Origin of the sequence: Legionella sp. 27cVA30 (assembly GCF_024160945.1) — a bacterium.
Lineage (GTDB): Bacteria > Pseudomonadota > Gammaproteobacteria > Legionellales > Legionellaceae > Legionella_A > Legionella_A septentrionalis.
Map to the genome: position 1 here is coordinate 640,381 of NZ_JAMYXK010000001.1, position 20,627 is coordinate 661,007.

Consider the following 20,627-nt stretch of genomic DNA (forward strand, 5'->3'; position numbering starts at 1 on the left):
GACATAAAGCCTGAGAGATCTTTCCATGAGACTTTTACTTTATGTATTGGCATTAATAGGATTTATCGCTCTTTTTTATTTCTTGTTTCATTTTTTCTTTGCGTCTACCGGTTCGACCATGTTTACAAGTGCACCTACATCGGTGCAAGCATATGCTGCTCATACGGAAAATCAGGCAAGTTTCTCAAGTGTTTCACCTGCAGCAGTTCCCGCGCGAACCCCGCAAAAACGCATGCTTGTACGCAATGCAACGTTAACCTTGCAAGTTTCTGACGTTAATTCCGTGATGCAGAAAATTAATATGTTGGCAGAGAGCATCGGGGGATATGTTGTTAATTCTAATGTGGCGCAAGATGTTGAGGATAATATGGATACTAACGGACAAATCAGCATTCGCGTGCCATCCACCAAGCTTAATGACACCTTAACTCGGCTAAAATCGTATGCACTTAAAGTCTTGCAAGAATCCATACAAGGCGAAGATATCACGGAACAATATGTAAATTTGGAGAGTCAGTTGAAGAATCTTGAAGCTGCCAAGGTTCAACTTACAAAAATAATGCAAGGAGCTACACAAACCGCCGATGTGTTACAAGTTTATCAACAATTGCATGAAACACAGAAACAAATCGATGTGCTTACAGGGCAAATGAAATATTATAAAGAATCGTTGGATTTATCCTTAGTTATCATTTACTTGCAAAAAGATCCTTTAATAAAAAAACAGCAGATGAAGCATTGGCAGCTCGGTGAAACGGTAAAATCTTCTTATTATACATTACTGGAATATATCCAAGGATTTACGCGAGGCCTTATTCAATTCATTGTATTTTTGCCGTTGATTGTATTGTGGCTGATTATTGCTATCCTTGTGATTTGGATTGGGAAAATAATTTATAGCCGCTTTATTCGTTAAAAGGTGGCTTTAAAATTCAAGGAGGAAAAATGAAATCAGTAGGAATTTTTGTTGAAAACGAGTATCAGGAACTGGAATTCTGGTATCCATATTTGCGTTTACAAGAAGAGGGGATAAAGCCTGTTATTATTGCCCCCGAGAAAAAAACTTATAAGAGCAAACTAGGGTATGGCGTAGAGCCAGATTGTACCGCCAGTGAAGCTGAGGATAAAGAATTTGACGCAATTATTATTCCCGGCGGCTATGCTCCCGATAAAATGCGGACTCACCAAGCCATGCTCAATATTGTTAAATCTACTTATGAAAAAAATAATATTGTGGCTGCTATTTGCCATGCGGCTTGGGTTTTGATTTCTGCTGGTGTTATTTCAGGCAAAAAAGCTACCTGTTTTCATACTGTAAAAGATGATGTAAAAAATGCGGGTGGGCATTACCTGGACGAAACCGTAGTCGTGGATGGCAACATCATCACCTCGAGGCAACCTTCTGATCTCCCGGCATTTTGCAAAAAAATAATAGAGAAATTAAAAAGTTGAGACAGTTCTCTCCCGGGTTCTGCTGAAATACCAGAATCCGGACGTGTTACTGCTCATACTGATTTAATCCCATGCCATAAAACTTTCGATACGTTCATCGTGCTTGTTTTTAAACGTTTTATGTGCCAGTTGAGTACGTTCGCCAAAATGTTTTAAAGCTTCTTCAAGCGTTACAAATACAAAGCCATTTTGCCGATAAAGATTAATAATGTTGGGCAAAGCGTAGGCATTAAGCAGGTTTGCATGGATTAATAAAATTTGTGGTTGCTTGGTTTTATGTGCCAGGCGGCTACGTTCCTCGGCCTTAATCGTTTGTTGCCAAATAAAATTTAAGTAACAAGGCTCCAGAACTTTCATGAATTCACGCCGTTTATTTTCAGGAACGGACAATAATAATTGATTAAAAATAAAATCCTTGCTGTCTATGGTTACAGGGGCGACTTGATAATTTTTTGCTGTGAGAAATTGCAAAACTTTATTTTTTTTCTTACCATCGCTTGTAGCTAAATAGGGATAACGAAAAAATTTGGGTTCCGTTAGTACAGGCAGCAATGTTTTATCAGCTTCATCGATTTCTTGAATGTAGGTATCAACGTTTACCTTATTTAAATTAATGTGAGAAAAGGTATGATTGCCTAGGGCAAGGCCTGTATCTCGGAAACGGTGTAATACTTTCCAGTTCTCCGGCCGGACATTGCCTGCAATAATGAAACCAGTTGCCGGCACTTCATTATTTTTAAATGCATCAATAATCATATTTAAATGAAAATTTTTGCTTTCCCCAACAAAAGGCAAATCGTCAACAGTTATTGCGATGTAACGATGCTCGGCAAAGCTTATATTACATGCAAACAAAGAAATAATAAGACAAAGAACGTATTTGAGTTTTGAAATTATCATTGGTTTAAATGGATTTTTGCGCTTTGCTACCGTTATCAAGTAACGAATAATACGTCAATATAAAATTAAAAACAACCAAATTGCTCTTTTACCCACCAATTGCTTTGCTTTATACAACGATTCACTACGATCTAAGTAGTTAAATTAATTACCATTTGTTCGAAAGAAAGCCAAATTTGCTGATTATGGCTTGTCTTAATTTGTTCGTCTAAAGTTTGGCTGAGGCTTAGTAATTGATACAAGCGCAGTATAGGTAATCGTCTTAAAGCCGATTGATATAAATTAACGCGCTGTGGCCAGATTTTTAATTGGCTACACGCCGTAGAGAAGGCAACGGCTTGGGAAAGTAAATGCGACAATTGAATGAGTTGGCGAACTTCTTGAGCAAGCAGCCAAAGAATCAATGCAGGTTCCGTGCGATTTTCACTTGCTTGCCGAAGGATATGAATGGCTTTTTCCGTATTGGCGGAAAGGCATGCATCCGATAACTCATACAATTGATAATTGCATTGGTCAATTAATTGTTCAATGACCATCTGTTGCGTTAATATTTCTTTTTCATCAATCACTAATCTAATAATTTCAAGAACTTGGGCACAAGCCAACATATTCCCCTGGGTATAGCGGTGAATAAGGGCAGGTACTTCCGGCTCATAGGAAATGGCAAAACGGTTCAATTGTGCAATGATCCACTTTTGCAGCATGGTGGGCGTAAACGGAGAAGCTTGGACAATCAAGACTTGCTCATTTGCTGAGAAACCTTGCAATTGTTTGCTGCTGAGATGAGGTGCCCGTAATATAATTAAACAGCGTGGATTAACATCTGCCAGATATTGATTTAATTTTTCTTTCCCTGCATTTTCCAGCGATTTTTTCTCATAGCGTACATCCAGTAACACATGTTCGGCAAATAAGGAATAATTGTTCGCTTCTTCAATCAGTGCGGCCCAATCTTGCGCCAAATTCATATATAGAATTTTATCATCACTATCGCCTAGCAAATGCCAGCTTTTTTTAATTTGATAGGCTGCATCATTCAGCAAATAATGATCCTGGCCAATTAAAATATAAACAGGGCATATTTTTCTGTGCAGGCTGGATGTAAGGTCTTGATATTTAAGCAGCACCTCTACCTCACTCTTTTCTACCTAAATTGGTATGAATAATAGACTTAAAGAAACGCAATTTTCATGTGCCAAGTACCAGCTTGTGTTGCAGGGCGTGAAGGGTTTTAATTATGCCTGATTGAACACGGGCTTGTTTTCCCATGCAAAAATTGCCATTCCGTACATAAAGACATGGCTACTTTACAAGCATTTACACCCGAGGCATCCCATGCGCGCCCATTTTCATCAGTAACGACACAGCGATCATCAGCCAGGGTGAGTGCGCCTTGTTCACAATAAGATTGGGCTGATTTGCAATCCTGGCAGCTCGACTCTTTTCGGCAGCGCTCGGTCGCCGCTTGCATGGCACTTGAAATAGAAACTCCGAAGCCTTGATAACTTTGCTCTTTGGCATCAAATGCCAAACATTGCCACTGACCGGCAGGGGCTGCATAAGCATTCATTGTGATCAAGCTTAACAACATAAATATATACTTCATGGTTATTTCCTTATTCGTGACGGCTTAGGCGGTTTAAAATTTGAATGGCTGCTTCTCGCCGCATTTCCCTCTTTGTTGTAGCTTCTTCTTCATCAGAACCTAATATTCTGTCACTATTGATTGTAATTTGTCGAGTTACGGAAACCAGGCTTGAAGGAATAATTTCCTGGCCCCGCACCTGCTGGACTTTAAATTGTACGGTATAAATTAATTGATACTGCCGCGGCGTAGTGCTGGCGCTGATGCTGCTAATTTGTTGTTGAAAAGCATCACGTTCAATGATTAGCCAATATTGCGCTAAAGAGGGTTCGGTGGTTACGTGCACATCATACGCTTGCAGTTGTTCTTGCAAAAAAACATCCAAAGGATGATTTTTAGAGTTTGCATTGACAATAGCGATGTTATCAAGCCAGCTTGGCATGTCCAGCATGCCGCGCAGATGAAAGCCGCATCCGCTCAGAGACGCCAGCAGTAATCCCAGAAAAAAATAAGTATAAAATTTACTGCTAAATTTCATCTTAACTGACTACGAGATTGATTAATTGCCTGTGTGCAACCACAATGGCTTTTTTAATATTTTTATCGGTCAAAAAAGATGATGCATGCTCTTTTGCCATTGCAATGAGCGCTTCTTCCGAAGCATCAACGCTTGCTTGGAATTGGGCACGTAACTTGCCATTTACCTGTACCACAAACTCAGCTTCGTCTGCTTTTAAAGCGCTTTTATCTACCTTGGGAAACGGTGCGTCAATAATAATTTTTTCAAAGTTAAGTTGCTGCCAGATATGATGGCAAATATGGGGGGTAATTGGAGCCAAGAGCCGTAACAAAATGCTGAGGCCAGAATGCAGAAAATATTTATCTTCCTCGGTAGTCATTGTGTAAGAGGAAAGCTCATTAAATAATTTCATGCAGCCTGAGACAACAGTATTAAATTGCTGTCGTTCATAATCCTGAGTAACCTGCGCCAAAATTTGATTGACGATTAATCGCGATTTTTTTAAGCGATTGTCGCAATTTTGCCAATTAATATTAAGATTATTATCTTTGATGAGATCATTTACTTCACATAATAAAGCTTGATTTTGATGCGCAAAAGCCCAAAGACGCTTCAGGAAGCGGTGTGCTCCTTCAACTCCACTGTCTGACCATTCCAACGATTGTTCAGGAGGAGCGGCAAACATGACGAATAGGCGGGCGGTATCTGCACCATAAGTATTGATTAAATGATTAGGGTCAACAATATTTCCCAAAGATTTGGACATCTTATGGCCGTCTTTTAAAACCATTCCCTGGGTTAGCAGGGCTTTAAACGGTTCATCGGAATTCACCAAGCCTTCATCGCGCATTAATTTATGAAAAAAGCGGGCGTACAATAAGTGCATCACGGCGTGTTCAATACCACCTATGTATTGATCAACGGGAGTCCAATATTTTGCTCGATCATCGAGCATGGCATTGTCTTGGCCTTTGCAGGCAAAGCGGGCGTAATACCAGGAAGATTCCATAAACGTATCGAAGGTATCCGTTTCCCTTTGCGCATCCTGCCCGCATTTGGGACAGGATGTGTGTACAAATTCATTGCATCGAGCCAGAGGAGAGCCGCTGCCGGTTAAATCCACGTGCTCAGGCAACGTGACAGGCAAATCTTCTTCAGGAACAGGCACAATACCGCATTCCTCACAAATAATCATCGGGATAGGGGTACCCCAATACCGTTGCCGCGATACTCCCCAATCGCGCAAACGATAGTTTACTGTAGCCTTGCCTAAATCCTGCTCTTCCAGCCATTCAGTAATCGCTTTTTTCGCATCCGACGAGGGCAAAGTGTCAAATTCTGCTGAATTAATCAAAATGCCTTCGTCAGTAAATGCAGATGTATTAAAATCGTGCTCTTTTTCGCCAGCCGGTTTAATGACTTGTGTAAGCGGCAGCTGATATTTTTGAGCAAACTCCCAATCGCGCTGATCGTGCGCTGGAACAGCCATTACTGCTCCAGAACCGTATTGCATCAATACAAAATTAGCTATCCAGACAGGAATTTCCAGGCCGCTGATGGGATGAACAGCTTTCATGCCACTGTCAATGCCGCGTTTCTCAAGGGTGGCGATATCAGCTTCTGACATCCGCACGCCCTGGCAGCTGTCCAGGAAAGCTTGAACTTCAGGATTTTGGGCAGCAGCTTGTTTTGCCAAAGGATGATCGGGTGCCACTGCTAGATAAGTTACGCCCATTAATGTATCTGGGCGAGTGGTGTAGACTTTAAGCCGCTTGTTGTAATCGTGAACCTTGAAATAAATATTGGTGCCTTCAGAGCGGCCAATCCAATTGCGCTGCATTTGTTTTACTTGAAGAGGCCACTGATCAAGGGTATCTAAATCGCATAATAATTCGTCAGCATAGGCGGTGATTTTAATAAACCATTGAGAAATTTCTTTATGTTCAACGAGAGCGCCGGATCGCCAACCGCGTCCATCAATTACTTGTTCGTTCGCCAAAACTGTTTGATCAACTGGATCCCAGTTCACAATGGCATTTTTCTTATAAACCAACCCTTTTTCAAACAGTTTGATAAAAAACCACTGTTCCCAACGATAATAATCCGGATCACAGGTCGTAATTTCACGTTTCCAGTCATAGGCATTGCCTAATCTTAAAAATTGCTCTTTCATCGAAGCAATATTTTTTTTAGTCCACTCCGCTGGATGAATTCCATGCTTAATCGCAGCGTTTTCTGCTGGCAAGCCAAATGCGTCCCAACCTATGGGTTGCAGGACATTTTTGCCCAGGGCGCGCTGATAGCGGGAAATAACGTCGCCTAATGTATAATTACGGACATGCCCCATATGCAGGGTACCAGAAGGATAGGGGAACATGGATAAACAGTAAAATTTTTCCTTATTTAAATCTTCGGTGACGCTAAAAAATTGTTTTTTAAGCCAAAACTGCTGTGCTTGTTCTTCAATTTCTTGAGGTTTATAACTGTTATCCATATTCATAAATCAAAGTTTGTGGGCTGGTAAGAATAACCCCTCTTATGATTTGCAGCAATAGGTTAGGATTGAATATATTTGCGGAAATAAAGAAACCCAGCTGTGAAAAAAACCAATAAAAATGAAAGCCACAAAACGGGTGCATCCCCTAAATAAACCCAAGGGGTGGAACCGAATGCCGGCCATATGTTTCCTTCAACAATGCCCGCACTAAAGGCTGGCAGTGACGCAATGATATCGCCCTTGGCATTAATTAAGGAAGATAATCCATCATTATTGGCCAATACTTGGTATCGCCCCGTTTGCAAAGAAAGGGCTTGTGCCATTTGTAATTGTTGATACATGGCAAAAGAACGGCCAAACCAACCATCATCGCTTATAGAAACAATCCATGCAGCCTTGGGCAACTGTTTTCTTAACAGTTGCGGGTAGGCTAATTCATAGCAAATTAGCGTGGCAATGGGATGGTGGTGCACATGGATTAAAGGCTGATTGGCATGTCCTGGCTTGAGATTTGCACTGGGAAGTGCCAGCCACTCCACTATATCTTGAAAAGGTTTGGGAATAAATTCGCCGAATGGCACTAAATGTTGTTTGAGATAAGAGCCTTGCGCCGAGCCAAGTGCGCGCATCGTATTATAATATTGAATCTCTTCAGCATTCGTAGGCTCTGGAATGCCTAATAAAACAGCGCTGTCTTTTTGGCTGGCCTGATGATGGATGGCTTCAAGAATATCACTGATGTAACCGGCTGGAAGCGGGATAGCGGATTCTGGTAAAACAATTAATTTATTTTTGCCTAATAATTGCTCGATTTTATCGCGATAATGCTGCAATAATTGCCAGAACAATCCTTCATCCCATTTGTCACGCATGGATAAATTCGCTTGAATTACTCCCACCGAAACAGGCGTTTTTTCAATTTCCACCCAGTGTTTATGTTTAAGACTTGAGGGGAGTAAAATCATGCTTACCAGGGCTAGGATCCATGCGTATCTGGTTTTTGATTTGCTTTGCACGCCCATTGCTAAAAAAGTTGCTGCAAGACAAGTTAGAAAACTTATGCCATACACACCTATCACAGGCAATAAATGCTTAAGAGGTGTATCCATTTGGCCAAAGCCTAGCAGCAGCCAGGGAAATCCTCCCATGATATTCGCTCTTGCATATTCGCCTAGACACCACAAGGCGCTAAATAAAACGCATGAAAACAAGGCCGAAGAAATAGTTAATTTTTTAAATGCCCAGGCAACCAAAGCTGGATAAATAGCAAGATAAATAATAAACAACAACGTGATGAGTGCTGAGAAAAATGAATTTAAATGCCCGTATTCATGGATGCTTACATAAACCCAGGAAACCCCAAGTCCTAAAAAACCCAAGCCAAAGGCAAACCCGGCAGAAAAGGATTGCCGCACAGTAAAGCGTTGCAGGTTTGTATAGAGAAATGCAAGTCCAAGAATGGGGAATCCTGGAAGATGGAAAGGCGCAAACCCTAACGGCAATAGTAACCCTGCCAAAAAAGAAGGCAAATAAGGGAGCTTATTGACTGCCAAATGGTTCAGTGATGATTTTGTGGCGGTTGCCGCTTGGTTCATAGCATTAGTAAAGAAAGAATGCAATTGTGCGACGATAGAGAAGTAGGCTTAAAAGATCAAGTTTTAGGTAAACTATTTCACAATTTATGAATGTTTGCGTCTTATGATTAACACGTGTTTTTATTGGCAAGTTGACTGTGCAAACCCTATTTTTTTAGTGTACGATGACTATTCGCTTTACAAAGGAGACAGGATGTATGTATAACGTGATGATTACAGGGGCTGGGAAAATTGGAAGTTTAATTGCCTGCTTGTTGGCGGATAGCAAGGATTACCAAGTGCATTTGGCCGACTTGGAATTTAGTGGTACGGACGTTGCCCGCTTGCTGCATAACATGCCGCAGATAAAAACCGTCGCCCTGGATGTACGCGATCAAGAGTCCGTAGAAGCTTACCTCCAAAAAAACAACATCATTGCCGTAATCTCAAGCTTGCCTTATTTTCTAAACACACACGTCGCGCGCGCTGCAAACAATGCAAAAGCCCACTATTTTGATTTGACTGAAGATACCGCCGTCACTTCCGCAGTCAAAGAAATTGCGGCTGAGGCCACCACTGCTTTCGTCCCGCAATGCGGTTTAGCCCCCGGTTTCATCAGTATTGCAGCCAATACGCTGATGCAAGAGTTTGAAGAATGCCACCATGCAAAACTGCGTGTAGGCGCTTTGCCTCAGCGCGCAAGCAATGCTTTGCATTACTCATTAACATGGTCCACCGATGGGGTAATTAATGAGTACGGGAATCCTTGCTATGGAATAGAACATGGAGAAGCAGCCGTTTTTGCACCTTTAGAAGGGTTGGAATCAATACAAATTGATGGTTGTGAATATGAGGCATTTAATACGTCCGGAGGGTTAGGCAGCTTGGCAGAACTCTACGCAGGCAAAATTCAAAGCTTAAATTATAAAACCATGCGTTACCCTGGCCATTGCCTAAAAATGCGTTTTTTAATGAATGATTTAAAATTAAATGAAGACAGAGCAACTTTAAAACGTATTTTAGAAAAAGCCATTCCCAAAACTTACCAGGATATGGTGATGGTTTATGTAACGGTTGAAGGTATAAAAGATGGTGAATTAACCGAAAAAAGTTATGTGAAAAAAGTTTATCCTCAAACCATTCAGGGAATTGAATGGTCTGCCATACAAGTCAGTACAGCCTCAGGCGTTTGCTCGGTAGTGGATTTGGTTTTAGGGCAGGCAAATGAATACCGCGGCTTGATTTTACAAGAAAAATTTAAACTAAATGATGTGTTGAATAATCGTTTCGGCCAATACTACGCTTGAACTGTCTATTCATTTCCTGACCCTGTCTGTCAAGGCGGGGCAGGTGGACTATCTCATGTAACTCATATAACCCAATAATTGGCTCATTAACGTTCTTCAGGAGAACCGTGATGGATTTATTATCAAATCTTAATATTTCAGAACTTAATTCTGGTGCTTACAGTGGTTACAGCTGGAAAAGCGCCTACAACCATCATCGCTTAGTTTCCATAAATCCAAGTAATGGTGAAAAAATTGCTGAAGTTTCCAGCTGTTCTATCGATGATTATCAAGAAGTCATGAAACGCGCAGAGGCAGCTTTTTTGCTCTGGCGTAAATTTCCGGCACCCAAACGCGGGGAAATTATCCGTCAAATCGGCCAAGCCCTGCGGGAACATAAAGACTGGTTAGGCAGTTTGGTTTCCCTGGAAATGGGGAAATCCAAGCAAGAAGGCGATGGTGAAGTACAGGAAATGATTGATATTGCCGATTTTGCAGTAGGACAGTCGCGCATGTTATATGGTAAGACCATGCATTCTGAGAGGCCAAATCATCGAATGTATGAACAATGGCATCCATACGGCATTGTTAGCGTTATTTCTGCCTTCAACTTTCCTGTCGCTGTCTGGGCTTGGAATGCTTTCATTGCAGCAATTTGCGGAAATGTGACTTTGTGGAAACCCTCCGCGAAAACTCCATTGTGTGCCATTGCCGTACAGCATATATGTAATGAGGTTTTACAGAAAAACAATTGTCCCGACATCTTTTCTTTAATTATTCCATCTTCGCATGCTGTCGCTGAAGCAATGGTCGAAGATGCCCGCATACCGTTGGTTTCATTTACCGGCTCTACAGCGGTAGGCAAAAAAGTAGCGACCAAGGTTGCGGCACGCCTTGGTCGATCTATCCTGGAACTGGGTGGTAACAACGCCATTATCCTTGATGAGACTGCGGATTTAAAATTAGCCATTCCCTCCATTGTGTTTGGTGCGGTTGGGACTGCAGGGCAGCGTTGTACGTCAACTCGCCGCCTGTTTGTGCATCATTCTATTTTTCAAGAAGTAAGCAAACGCCTGCAGCATGCATATGAGCAAATTACAATCGGTGATCCATTGGACAGTAAAAATTTAATGGGTCCTTTAATTGATAAACAAGCTGTAGAGCAATTTAACCAGGCAATTTCCCGGATTAAAACAGCTGGTGGGCAAATTTTATTCGGTGGTGAATCTCTCAATCGACAGGGATGCTTTGTTCAACCTACTTTGGTGACGGGGCTTGCTAACCAAGATGACATAGTTCAAGAGGAAACCTTTGCACCTATCCTTTATCTTATGCCTTACCATTCTTTGGATGAAGCCATCGAATTACAAAATGGTGTGCCGCAGGGTTTATCTTCAGCGATTTTCACCCAGAATTTAAAATCCGCGGAGCAATTTCTAAGCGCCATAGGAAGTGACTGTGGAATTGCAAACGTAAATATAGGTACATCCGGAGCTGAAATAGGCGGTGCTTTTGGAGGAGAAAAAGAAACAGGTGGCGGGCGTGAATCCGGTTCGGATTCCTGGAAAGCTTATATGCGCCGCCAAACGAATACCATCAATTGGGGCGATACTTTGCCTTTGGCGCAAGGAATACGTTTCGACTTGTCTTAAGTTAATTTTTGGAAGGAATTGAATATGCAAGAGCCATTTTTCATTAAGAAAATTGCGGTTCTCGGAGCAGGGGTCATGGGAGCACAAATAGCCGCCCATTGCATCAACGCGGGGATTGAAACTTTATTATTTGATTTAGCAGCTAAAGAAGGGGGTTTGAATAGCCTAATAGATCAAGCTGTGAAGAATTTGACTAAATTGAAGCCCTCACCTCTAGCTACCCCTCAGTCTGCTTCTTTGTTAAAAATAAGAAATTATGAAGAAAATCTGGCGGAACTTAGCGATTGTGACTTGATTATTGAAGCCATTGCAGAACGTTTGGATTGGAAACAGGATTTGTATCAGCGCATTTCACCTTATCTTGGCGAGCAATCCATCCTTGTTACCAATACCTCTGGTCTTAGCATTAACGTATTGGCAGAAGCATTGCCTGAAAAAAATCGAGAGCATTTTTGCGGCGTTCATTTTTTCAATCCTCCCCGCTACATGCGTTTGACCGAGTTAATCCCGGCAAAATTGACTTCTGCCGTGCTGCTTGATGCCCTGGAAACATGGTTAACACGTTACCTTGGTAAAGGCGTTGTGCGTGCCAAGGATACCCCCAACTTTATTGCAAACCGGGTAGGCGTATTTTCCTTACTAGCTATTTTACACCGCGCACAAGAAATGAGCCTTTCCCTGGACGAAGTGGATAGCTTAACCGGCGTCTTAATCGGCCGGCCAAAATCTGCAACATTTCGCACCATGGATGTAGTAGGTCTGGATACCATGGAACACGTGGTGCGTACAATGGAAATGCAATTGCCTGCTGATCCTTGGCATGAATTATTTAAGTTGCCTGAGTGGCTGATGACTTTGATTCAAAAAGGTTATTTAGGGCAAAAGTCCGGTCAGGGTATTTATCGTAAGAATGGGAAAGCAATTGAAGTTTATGACGTTGAGCTTAAACAATATCGCCCTGTACAAGACAAGGTGAGTGATGAAATAAAAAACATCATGAAGCTGCCTGATGCAAGAGAGCGCATGCGGACTTTATTTATTGCAAATCACCCGCAAGCTCGGTTTTTAACGGCATGTTTTTTTGATTTGTTTCATTATTGCACATACCATCTGGCAGAGATTGCAGATTCAGTTCGTGATGTTGATTCTGCATTGCGCTGGGGGTTTGGTTGGCAGCAGGGTCCTTTTGAGATATGGCAAGCAGCAGGTGTTGATATGGTCAAAGGATACCTGGAAAAAGCCATAGCTGAAAATAGGACCTTAAGTTCAGTTAAATTACCGGCTTGGGTGCTCCACTTGGATAATTTTTACACGAAAAAGGGCGCATTTTCACCTGTGGCCAATCAATATCAGGAACAAGATCATTTGGCGGTGTACGAACGCCAGTTTTTTAGTGAGAACGCCATTAAATGCATTCATCCGACAAATCATCTTCTCTGGCAAAATCCTGCTGTAGAGTTATGGCATTTACAAGATGACATTGCTGTTATCAGTTTTAAAACCAAAGCAAATACCATCGGTCAGGAAGTTTTAGATGGTTTTAATCAAGCTTTGGATATTGCAACTGCACAATGCCAGGGGTTAATCATCTATCAATATGATGCTAACAATTTTAGTGCAGGCGCGGACTTGCGTGGTGTAGGAGCACTTTTGCAGGCTAATAAACTGCAAGCTTTAGATGAAATGATCGCACAGTTTCAATGTTTGGCGATGCGTATTAAGTACAGCCCCATCCCTGTGGTTGCCGCACTGCGCGGGCGGGCATTAGGCGGGGGATGCGAATTAGTGATGCATTGCGCGGCCACCGTGGCCGCTTTTGAATCCTACCCTGGTTTGGTTGAAGTGGGGGCTGGATTAATTCCTGCTGGCGGTGGCTGTAAAGAAATGGCTTTGCGTGCGGCCGAGGAAGCAAAAGAGGCGGATTTATTTGTTTTCCTTAAACCTTATTTTGAGCAAATTGCCACAGGGTTTGTTGCTGGCAGCGCAACGGAGGCAGCAGAGCGTGGTTATTTAAAACCGCAAGATGTTTGGGTGATGAATACCAATGAAGTCCTGTATGCAGCTCTTGCACGGGTTAAGTACATGCAAGCTGTAAACTACAGTCCACCATTGCCCGTAAAATTTAAAGTTGCAGGCCGGGAAGGGCATGCTCGTTTACAGATTGGATTAGTTAACTGGCTGGAAGGTGGATTTATATCCCAACACGATTATTTCCTTGCCAACCATTTGGCGCGTGTGCTTTGCGGTGGCGATCTTAATCAGGGTGAGCAAGTTGATGAAGCCTGGATGCTTAAATTGGAAAGAGAAGCATTTATTGCTCTTGCCGAAACATCTTTAACCCAAGCTCGAATCAAATATTTACTTGAAACTGGCAAGCCGTTGCGTAATTAGCAGGAGTTTATTTCAATGACGGACATTTATATTGTTGATGTATTACGAACCCCGGTAGGTAAAGCACCACGAGGAGTTTTTAGGCACACTTCCCCAGATGACTTGCTGATTCATGTTATGAAGCGAATCAAGGAGCGGAATAATAGGGTGGATTGGGAAAAAATAGCTGATGTAGTGATAGGTTGCGCTATGCCCGAAGCTGAGCAAGGAATGAACGTAGCCCGAATTTCCTCTCTGTTAGCAGGAATACCTGCCTCAGTGCCAGCCATGACCATCAATCGATTTTGTTCATCCGGGGTGCAAAGCATTGCCACTGCTGCAAATACAATTGCCCAAACGGGGGCACCTTTTGCGTTGGCAGGAGGCGTGGAAAGCATGTCTAAAGTCCCATTGGGAGGAAATAAATACACCGCTAATCCAGCTATTTTTACTGATGAGCATATAGGCATTGCTTATGGCATGGGCATTACTGCAGAAATCGTGGCCAAACGCTGGCAAATTTCACGACAGGAACAAGATGAATTTGCTGCTGAAAGTCATAAGCGCGCAGTCGCAGCACAAAAACGCGGTGATTTTCATGCTGAAATTAGTCCCGTTGAAATTACATTGCGTAATCCTAATTTGTCCACAGGCGGGGTTGTTACTAAGAATCGTTTAATTTGTGAAGATGAAGGTCCCAGGGAAGATACCTCTTATGAAGTAATAGCTAAATTAAAACCAGTTTTTGCAGCACACGGTAGCATTACTGCGGGTAATAGCTCGCAAATGAGTGATGGTGCAGGCATTGCACTCTTAGCTAGCGAATGTGCTTTACAAGAATACGATTTACAGCCCATGGGTCGCTTATTAAGCTATGCAATTGCCGGTGTACCGCCGGAAATTATGGGCATCGGGCCTGCTCACGCCATCCCCTTGGCTTTAAAGAGTGCGGGATTGACGCTTGAGCAATTGGATTGGATTGAGTTAAACGAGGCTTTTGCCGCACAAGCTTTGGCTGTTATCAAGGAACTTAAATTACCCCGGGAAAAAGTGAACCCGCTTGGAGGAGCAATTGCTTTAGGGCATCCGCTTGGGGCTACCGGTACAATACGCACAGCCACTTTGCTGCATGGATTAAGACGTACGCGCCAACGGTATGGCATGGTGACCATGTGCATTGGAACAGGCATGGGTGCGGCTGCTATCTTTGAAGCTCTGTGATTATATTGCTTAGGGCTATGTAAGAAGGCTTACTAGATTCTTTACTTGATCTTTACAAACCGGCGTTTCATGGGAACTTGTGAGCGCTGGTTTTTTTGCCTAAAATTTAAGCAAATACCAAATAAGGGAAAATTATGCCTAATCAATTCAAACAACAGTTACAGGAACAAAGAGAAAAAGAACAAAAAGAGAAAGAACAACAGCAAATGGAGTTGAGAGATGTTAAAAAAGTAAATGTTCGCCCAATAGACGAAGATGAACAGAAAAAGCGGGAAGCAATCGATTTATTAGTCAGCGATTATTTGGATTACTTGGAAAAACTAACCAAAACACGTCCTGAAGAGCCTAAACCAGGAAAGGACGGCGGGGTTAGTCTAAGCTTCCCCAGTGAAAAAGATGCAGAAAATTTTTTTAATGAACAAGCTGAAAAAAACCGCAGGTTTATCGTTGTTGATCCCAGTACGGATAAAGTGCTTTTTTATTCGAATGGCGATGGTTCCTTGCATCGTCCCGACAAAGATGTTCTTTTTTCTAAATTTGAAATGCCGGAACCAGAACAAAAAAGCTTCAAGCCTTAGTAGTAATGACTTTGTTGCAGGCCTCAGAAGCTGGGGCCAATAACTTTAACAAAACCAAACACTTAATCGATGCTATACTATACTTTACTTCAAGATGGGAAGATGATTTTAACGAATGAGAAGTATAGTCCCGACCCATATCTCTAAAGATTGTTTGTCATTATTATTACAAGGTTCGTTGCGGGCTATACCTTTCAATATCATTTCCGCCCTCCTTTTGGTCATTGCACTTCATTATCACCGCGTACCTTTCTCAAAAATTATTCCGTGGATTAGTATCGTTTTTATCATTACACTCTCACGGATTATTCTAAGTAAAAAACAAATCGCGCAAGCTGAAAACGGCAGCCATTCCATAACTACTTTGCTGTCATTTATTGTCCTGACATTTCTCATGGGACTTACTTGGGGAGTCGGTTATTTTATTTTTTTACCCTATTTGGCTCCATTGCCTGAATTTATTATTCTTTTGGTTCTGGGAGGCATGTGTGCCGGCTCAATCGCATCGCTATCAATTTATATGCCCGCTTTTTATGCTTACGTTTTATCCATGTTTATTCCGGTCATTATCTACAATTATTATCTCAATACGTTTGACCGTATTTTATTGTCTAGCATGTTTTTGCTATTCATATTAATGCTCATCATCACGGCTAATATAAATGGCAAAATGCTGCGAAAGATGGTAGCGCTTTCTGAAGATAAGCAAGTATTAATCGAGCAGTTATCTTCCATGTCAATAACTGATCCTCTTACCGGCTTATACAATCGACGCTATTTTGATAAAACCCTAAAAGAAGAATTGAATCGCTCAAAACGCAATAAATATGCGTTTACTTTAGTATTCATAGATGTCGATAATTTTAAAATAATAAATGATAATTTAGGGCATCCTTCTGGGGATAAATTTCTAACTCATGTAGCTAACGTTTTGAAAGCCACTTTCAGGCGGGCTAATGATACAGTATTTCGGTTGGGAGGTGATGAGTTTGCAGCTATTCTGGTTAACACCCCCCTGGAAAATGCCATTGCCATTTGCAATAAGATTCGTGACGAATTAAGTTTGCATCTTCATCCTAAGGGATTGGAAATATTTAGCAAAATTACCTTAAGCATAGGAATAGTCTCTATTCCCCATGACTCCATCACCGATATAGAAGAAATAATTTCTAAAGCAGATCAGATTTTATACCAGGCAAAAAAAAGCGGGAAAAACTTGATTATTTCCGCCGACATCGGTTGAGTGGCATTGTCTAGAGGACGTACAGCAATGCTTAATGGCTAACGTTAAGATTAAGCCCAGTATTAATTTCCTGAGTTATCGCATCCTCGATTTGAAGCTCTTCTTCCCGGGAAGAATTATCTAATGGCTCATGAGCAGACTGAGGAGTTATCTCCTGTTCCATTTGGTTTTCCCTATTCTTGTCCACACCAAGGCTTGAGGCCATTTTTTTAGTAGAATCTTCAATGGGTACCCGTTCTACCGTGATATCACGTAGATAAAAGTGGGGGTAAAATATACGATCAATCAGCCAGTCGATGGCAGGTTTTAGTAAGCTATACCATAAACCAGCCAAGCCAGCACTTGCGGCTGGGGCTAATGTTATAGCAATTAAAGGAGTCAAAGGGGTAGAAATACCTGCACTCGTAATAATGGTGAAAATCAGGAAGGCTATTATTAAACTGATACTTACCCACTTAATCATTTGCCACATTTTGGGATAGTTATGTACAGTTCGCCTTAAGACTGCTGCAAGGCTATAACTTTCTTCCAAAGTTACCCGCGCGCTGTCTTTCTTTTTTGATTTTCCTGCCAAGTATTGATGGTGCAAATTAAAGTATTCAGCTTTTTCTTTGGTGTTTATAATAACGCCATGGTCAGAATGGCAATTTCTGTATGTTTTGTCATGATGAAGTTCATTAACCTTTTGGTAAACTGCCAACAAAGCGTCATCCAACCGGTTGCTATCAACCTTAAGATCCAGCATGCCTTCCACTCGTATAGACGGGAAAGGTTTAAATTGAGTGCCGTTTTCCTGAAGAAATTTTACTACACGCGCAAATGTAATAAAGCTTTCAGGGCTGAAAACAACGCCGCTGGGATTAATTGTTAAATGTTGAGTTTGAGCATGATATCCTGCAATTGCTTCTTCTTCTACTTTAGTCCGTTCGGGATAAAGACTAAAAGAGGGAGCTCGAAAGGTTATGGCTGGAAGTGGTACATTTGGATAAAGTGCCAAAACATTACTCAACGGCAGACAGTTACGTAAGTCCTTGGTTTTATTTGCTAAACTGATACCCAAAAAATCCAGGGTGGCGGATGTGATTAAATTGCCCGGGGTGGGATCTAACAAAGCCAAATTAATTTCCAGTAAATTTTTTTCTACTGTCGACAATTGCTTGGCTAAAAGAAGCAGGCCAGTAGCACCGCGGCTATGTCCATAAGCGTTCAAGGAAACAGTATTACCCTTTTTAATCTCCGCAGCAATTTGTTCAATTACTTTCTGGCAGTGTTGATCCAGGCCGGTGCCAAAAATAGTGCCTGATAGTCCATGTGTTATGCCGCAACCATCAAATGCAATAAGCCGTTGGGCGTCAGATTCGATGTGTTCTGTCAAGAATCCAACTAAAGTATCGGTATTATTTGCTGCATCTTCTGCGCCGCTAAAAAACACATTGAACGTAACATGTGGCATGTTAAACTTCCGAATAGTTCAAAATTTGCGCATTTTAGCATATTATTTAGACGTGAACAATTATGAGGAAAGAAGCAATGAAGATTACTGAGGTTGCTGCAGCAACCTCAGTTTTTTTAATTATTCTTGAACTTCGCAGGTGATCTTGGTGCAATCTCTGCAATTCTTGGCAGCAAAAGCAAAAGAATCAGAAGCAGAGCCTGCTTGGTTGGCCATTTTATCATCTGCTGCTTTGTCATCGGCAACATCGCTGCTGCTGGCATTGGTTGTGCAAATCCATTTGGTGTTCATATCGGTTTTTGCAACAGTATCAGCAGCGAAGGAAGCTGAAGAGCCTAACATTAAGCTACAAACTACTAATGCGAATATTCTTTTCATGATTTGTCCCTTTGATTATTAATAGAAGATTAAACTAATGCTTTTAAAGCATATACATTTTTACTCTTTTTTCCCACTATTTTAAAGATTTTTAATAGGATTTATCATCATGAGAAAATAAAAAGACAGCTTGCGCAGTGTACAATAAAATTTCAGATTGGTTTGAGGCACATAGGAATCAAGAATTAATGGAGAGATTTTACCCTGACTTTATCACTGAGAACATCCCAATAGAAAGCAAGATACTGGACGTAGGTTGCGGCACAGGGTTCTCCAATAGCAAAATTTTTTATTGAAAGAGGCTATAAGATAACAGGAGTCGATGCCAGTGAAAAATGATTGCCAAATGTAGAATGCGTTTTCCCACTGAAACCTGGCTGTTGGCAAATATGAGAAAGCTTGTCCTGAGAGAAAAATTTAATCCGTACTGGCCTGGCACAGTTTTTTCATTTACCTCATGCTGAGCAGCCCAGCACATTAAAACGATTAGTGTCATTTCTTCGTGCAAAAGGCTTATTGGTTTTTAACTACAGGTCCGAAATTTGAGGAAGTTTGGAGTGAGAATGGTGGTGAGTTGCTTTATCGCGCCTCTTTATCTGCCGAAGAATACACTCGCCTTCTTGATGAGAATGGGTTAAAAACATTACTTCATAAGATGCAAGATGCACAATGTGGTGATGCCACGGTGTGGATTGCGCAAAAATGAATTTTACTTACGGCATTAAGTGTTATTTAATCGCATGTTTTACCAGCCTAAAAATTAAAATGAGAAAACCAATTGTATCCTTGCTGTCTATTTTGGCTTTAAATGCAGCTGCCAAAGAAATCACCCAAGAAGAATATAATAAGACGTTCAAAGGTTATAATGCCTGTTTTATTTTGTATGATGTGAATAAAAATAAAATTATCAGTAAATATAATCCTAAAAATTATTGTAATCAGCGAGTTGCTCCTGATTCTACATTTAAAATTGCTTTGTCGCTGATGGCCTTTGATAGTGGCGCGAGCCATGAGAGCACGGTATTCAAATGGAATGGAAAGAAAAGTGCTTTGTTAGATTGGAACCATGATCAAACCCCAGAGAGCTGGCTTAAATATTCAGTCGTTTGGGTTTCTCAACAACTTACTCAACGAATGGGCGATACACGTATCAAGGGTTATTTGGCCAAATTTAAATACGGCAATCAGGATTTCAGCGGTGATCCTGGTAAGAACAATGGACTTCAATATGCCTGGTTAAGCAGTAGCCTAAAAATATCTGCCATGGAACAATTGAATTTCTTAAAAGCTTTTTATGCAGGCGCTTTGCCTGTTTCCAAAGAAGCTTTGCATTTGACTAAGAAGAACATGTATCAAGGCCAATTGGAAAATGGCGCTGACTTGTATGGTAAAACAGGGAGCGGGCGCCACGGAGCCAGCGAGCGGGCGTCTAACCCTAGCTTGTTAAGGGATGGCTGGTTTATCGGGTTTGTGGAGAAGGGGAGCCAACAATATTTGTTTATAAGCAACTTATCGGATAAAACACCTCCGGCCCCTATGGATAAAGCATTCGGCAGCGCTGTTTTAAAACCGATCACAGTTAAGCTACTTAATGAATATTTGTAACCTTAGGCTGACTAATCCCCCGCATAATTCTCTCTCATTCGAGGGATTAGTAGTTCATTATCGCTTTTATTTTGAGCTGCTATAGTTTGTGCAGGCTGGGCAAAATAAACCACAGCTGGTAATTAAAGAAGTAGAACCAAATAGTACTAATATTAATGCTATTGTTTTCATAATGGCATCCTTGCTTAAAATGTGTTCAATAATAGTGTATACAGAGTTTTTGAATTTTACAAATAGAAAAAATAAAACAATGGGGCGGGTAAATTAATAAGAATTTATATTCTAGGTTTAACGGAAGGATTTGCCAATAAAA

Annotated in this window: 18 protein-coding genes; 10 read left to right on the top strand and 8 right to left on the bottom strand. The window is 41.4% G+C overall.

The window, feature by feature from the left end:
• Positions 1 to 25: 25 nt before the first annotated feature.
• Together NKV53_RS02860 and NKV53_RS02865 are read left to right on the top strand one after the other, a co-directional pair.
• Entirely contained in the window at positions 26 to 916 is an 891-nt protein-coding gene (locus NKV53_RS02860) for a DUF4349 domain-containing protein (protein ID WP_253350659.1), read from the top strand.
• Positions 917 to 945: 29 nt separating this feature from the next.
• On the top strand, positions 946 to 1,452 hold the full coding sequence (locus NKV53_RS02865; protein ID WP_126954829.1) for a type 1 glutamine amidotransferase domain-containing protein: 507 nt from the start codon (positions 946 to 948) through the stop codon (positions 1,450 to 1,452).
• Positions 1,453 to 1,515: 63 nt separating this feature from the next.
• Here the strand turns inward: NKV53_RS02865 and NKV53_RS02870 are convergent, their stop codons facing one another.
• The 6 genes from NKV53_RS02870 to lnt all read right to left on the bottom strand — a co-directional run bounded on the left by NKV53_RS02870 (position 1,516) and on the right by lnt (position 8,549).
• The gene (locus tag NKV53_RS02870) at positions 1,516 to 2,352 is read right to left on the bottom strand and encodes a polysaccharide deacetylase family protein (RefSeq protein WP_127032695.1); all 837 of its coding nucleotides are present in this window, start codon (positions 2,350 to 2,352) and stop codon (positions 1,516 to 1,518) included.
• 131 nt (positions 2,353 to 2,483) lie between these two features.
• Positions 2,484 to 3,479 carry a DNA polymerase III subunit delta gene (gene holA / locus NKV53_RS02875; protein ID WP_371923152.1) on the bottom strand — a complete coding sequence of 332 codons (996 nt, stop codon included), beginning with the start codon at positions 3,477 to 3,479 and terminating at the stop codon, positions 2,484 to 2,486.
• Between the two features lie 104 nt (positions 3,480 to 3,583).
• Positions 3,584 to 3,958 carry a hypothetical protein gene (locus NKV53_RS02880; RefSeq protein ID WP_127057377.1) on the bottom strand — a complete coding sequence of 125 codons (375 nt, stop codon included), beginning with the start codon at positions 3,956 to 3,958 and terminating at the stop codon, positions 3,584 to 3,586.
• A gap of 10 nt (positions 3,959 to 3,968) precedes the next feature.
• Positions 3,969 to 4,475, bottom strand: coding sequence for an LPS assembly lipoprotein LptE (gene lptE / locus NKV53_RS02885; RefSeq protein WP_126954825.1), 507 nt, complete (start codon positions 4,473 to 4,475; stop codon positions 3,969 to 3,971).
• A 1-nt stretch (position 4,476) separates the two neighbouring features.
• The gene (gene leuS, locus NKV53_RS02890) at positions 4,477 to 6,951 is read right to left on the bottom strand and encodes a leucine--tRNA ligase (protein ID WP_127057378.1); all 2,475 of its coding nucleotides are present in this window, start codon (positions 6,949 to 6,951) and stop codon (positions 4,477 to 4,479) included.
• 62 nt (positions 6,952 to 7,013) lie between these two features.
• Complete coding sequence (lnt, locus tag NKV53_RS02895; RefSeq protein WP_127057379.1) at positions 7,014 to 8,549, bottom strand: apolipoprotein N-acyltransferase; 1,536 nt, start codon at positions 8,547 to 8,549, stop codon at positions 7,014 to 7,016.
• Positions 8,550 to 8,746: 197 nt separating this feature from the next.
• On the opposite strand from lnt, the gene NKV53_RS02900 reads away from it, so the two are divergent.
• The 6 genes from NKV53_RS02900 to NKV53_RS02925 all read left to right on the top strand — a co-directional run bounded on the left by NKV53_RS02900 (position 8,747) and on the right by NKV53_RS02925 (position 16,878).
• Positions 8,747 to 9,835 carry a saccharopine dehydrogenase family protein gene (locus NKV53_RS02900; RefSeq protein ID WP_126954822.1) on the top strand — a complete coding sequence of 363 codons (1,089 nt, stop codon included), beginning with the start codon at positions 8,747 to 8,749 and terminating at the stop codon, positions 9,833 to 9,835.
• A gap of 110 nt (positions 9,836 to 9,945) precedes the next feature.
• On the top strand, positions 9,946 to 11,466 hold the full coding sequence (locus NKV53_RS02905; protein WP_126954821.1) for an aldehyde dehydrogenase family protein: 1,521 nt from the start codon (positions 9,946 to 9,948) through the stop codon (positions 11,464 to 11,466).
• Positions 11,467 to 11,490: 24 nt separating this feature from the next.
• The gene (locus NKV53_RS02910) at positions 11,491 to 13,857 is read left to right on the top strand and encodes a 3-hydroxyacyl-CoA dehydrogenase/enoyl-CoA hydratase family protein (protein ID WP_253350662.1); all 2,367 of its coding nucleotides are present in this window, start codon (positions 11,491 to 11,493) and stop codon (positions 13,855 to 13,857) included.
• Between the two features lie 15 nt (positions 13,858 to 13,872).
• Positions 13,873 to 15,057, top strand: coding sequence for an acetyl-CoA C-acyltransferase (locus NKV53_RS02915; protein WP_126954819.1), 1,185 nt, complete (start codon positions 13,873 to 13,875; stop codon positions 15,055 to 15,057).
• Positions 15,058 to 15,191: 134 nt separating this feature from the next.
• On the top strand, positions 15,192 to 15,635 hold the full coding sequence (locus NKV53_RS02920) for a hypothetical protein (protein WP_127111307.1): 444 nt from the start codon (positions 15,192 to 15,194) through the stop codon (positions 15,633 to 15,635).
• Positions 15,636 to 15,750: 115 nt separating this feature from the next.
• Positions 15,751 to 16,878 (top strand): GGDEF domain-containing protein, encoded by a 1,128-nt coding sequence (locus tag NKV53_RS02925; RefSeq protein ID WP_126954817.1) that lies wholly within the window; start codon positions 15,751 to 15,753, stop codon positions 16,876 to 16,878.
• Between the two features lie 31 nt (positions 16,879 to 16,909).
• Here NKV53_RS02925 and NKV53_RS02930 read toward each other — a convergent pair whose 3' ends face one another.
• Positions 16,910 to 18,331 carry a hypothetical protein gene (locus NKV53_RS02930; protein WP_126954816.1) on the bottom strand — a complete coding sequence of 474 codons (1,422 nt, stop codon included), beginning with the start codon at positions 18,329 to 18,331 and terminating at the stop codon, positions 16,910 to 16,912.
• A gap of 120 nt (positions 18,332 to 18,451) precedes the next feature.
• Positions 18,452 to 18,709 (bottom strand): hypothetical protein, encoded by a 258-nt coding sequence (locus tag NKV53_RS02935; protein ID WP_126954815.1) that lies wholly within the window; start codon positions 18,707 to 18,709, stop codon positions 18,452 to 18,454.
• A 502-nt stretch (positions 18,710 to 19,211) separates the two neighbouring features.
• Here NKV53_RS02935 and NKV53_RS02940 point away from each other — a divergent pair.
• On the top strand, positions 19,212 to 19,415 hold the full coding sequence (locus NKV53_RS02940) for a hypothetical protein (protein ID WP_233588855.1): 204 nt from the start codon (positions 19,212 to 19,214) through the stop codon (positions 19,413 to 19,415).
• A gap of 59 nt (positions 19,416 to 19,474) precedes the next feature.
• Positions 19,475 to 20,314, top strand: a complete 840-nt coding sequence (locus tag NKV53_RS02945; protein WP_126954814.1) for a penicillin-binding transpeptidase domain-containing protein — start codon at positions 19,475 to 19,477, stop codon at positions 20,312 to 20,314.
• Positions 20,315 to 20,627 lie beyond the last annotated feature (313 nt).

Coding starts and splice junctions, on each gene's coding strand:
- NKV53_RS02860 (WP_253350659.1), top strand. CDS start 26: ATGAGACTTTTACTTTATGTATTGGCATTAATAGGATTTATCGCTCTT.
- NKV53_RS02865 (WP_126954829.1), top strand. CDS start 946: ATGAAATCAGTAGGAATTTTTGTTGAAAACGAGTATCAGGAACTGGAA.
- NKV53_RS02870 (WP_127032695.1), bottom strand. CDS start 2,352: ATGATAATTTCAAAACTCAAATACGTTCTTTGTCTTATTATTTCTTTG.
- NKV53_RS02880 (WP_127057377.1), bottom strand. CDS start 3,958: ATGAAGTATATATTTATGTTGTTAAGCTTGATCACAATGAATGCTTAT.
- lptE (WP_126954825.1), bottom strand. CDS start 4,475: ATGAAATTTAGCAGTAAATTTTATACTTATTTTTTTCTGGGATTACTG.
- leuS (WP_127057378.1), bottom strand. CDS start 6,951: ATGGATAACAGTTATAAACCTCAAGAAATTGAAGAACAAGCACAGCAG.
- lnt (WP_127057379.1), bottom strand. CDS start 8,549: ATGAACCAAGCGGCAACCGCCACAAAATCATCACTGAACCATTTGGCA.
- NKV53_RS02900 (WP_126954822.1), top strand. CDS start 8,747: ATGTATAACGTGATGATTACAGGGGCTGGGAAAATTGGAAGTTTAATT.
- NKV53_RS02905 (WP_126954821.1), top strand. CDS start 9,946: ATGGATTTATTATCAAATCTTAATATTTCAGAACTTAATTCTGGTGCT.
- NKV53_RS02910 (WP_253350662.1), top strand. CDS start 11,491: ATGCAAGAGCCATTTTTCATTAAGAAAATTGCGGTTCTCGGAGCAGGG.
- NKV53_RS02915 (WP_126954819.1), top strand. CDS start 13,873: ATGACGGACATTTATATTGTTGATGTATTACGAACCCCGGTAGGTAAA.
- NKV53_RS02920 (WP_127111307.1), top strand. CDS start 15,192: ATGCCTAATCAATTCAAACAACAGTTACAGGAACAAAGAGAAAAAGAA.
- NKV53_RS02925 (WP_126954817.1), top strand. CDS start 15,751: ATGAGAAGTATAGTCCCGACCCATATCTCTAAAGATTGTTTGTCATTA.
- NKV53_RS02930 (WP_126954816.1), bottom strand. CDS start 18,331: ATGCCACATGTTACGTTCAATGTGTTTTTTAGCGGCGCAGAAGATGCA.
- NKV53_RS02935 (WP_126954815.1), bottom strand. CDS start 18,709: ATGAAAAGAATATTCGCATTAGTAGTTTGTAGCTTAATGTTAGGCTCT.
- NKV53_RS02945 (WP_126954814.1), top strand. CDS start 19,475: ATGAGAAAACCAATTGTATCCTTGCTGTCTATTTTGGCTTTAAATGCA.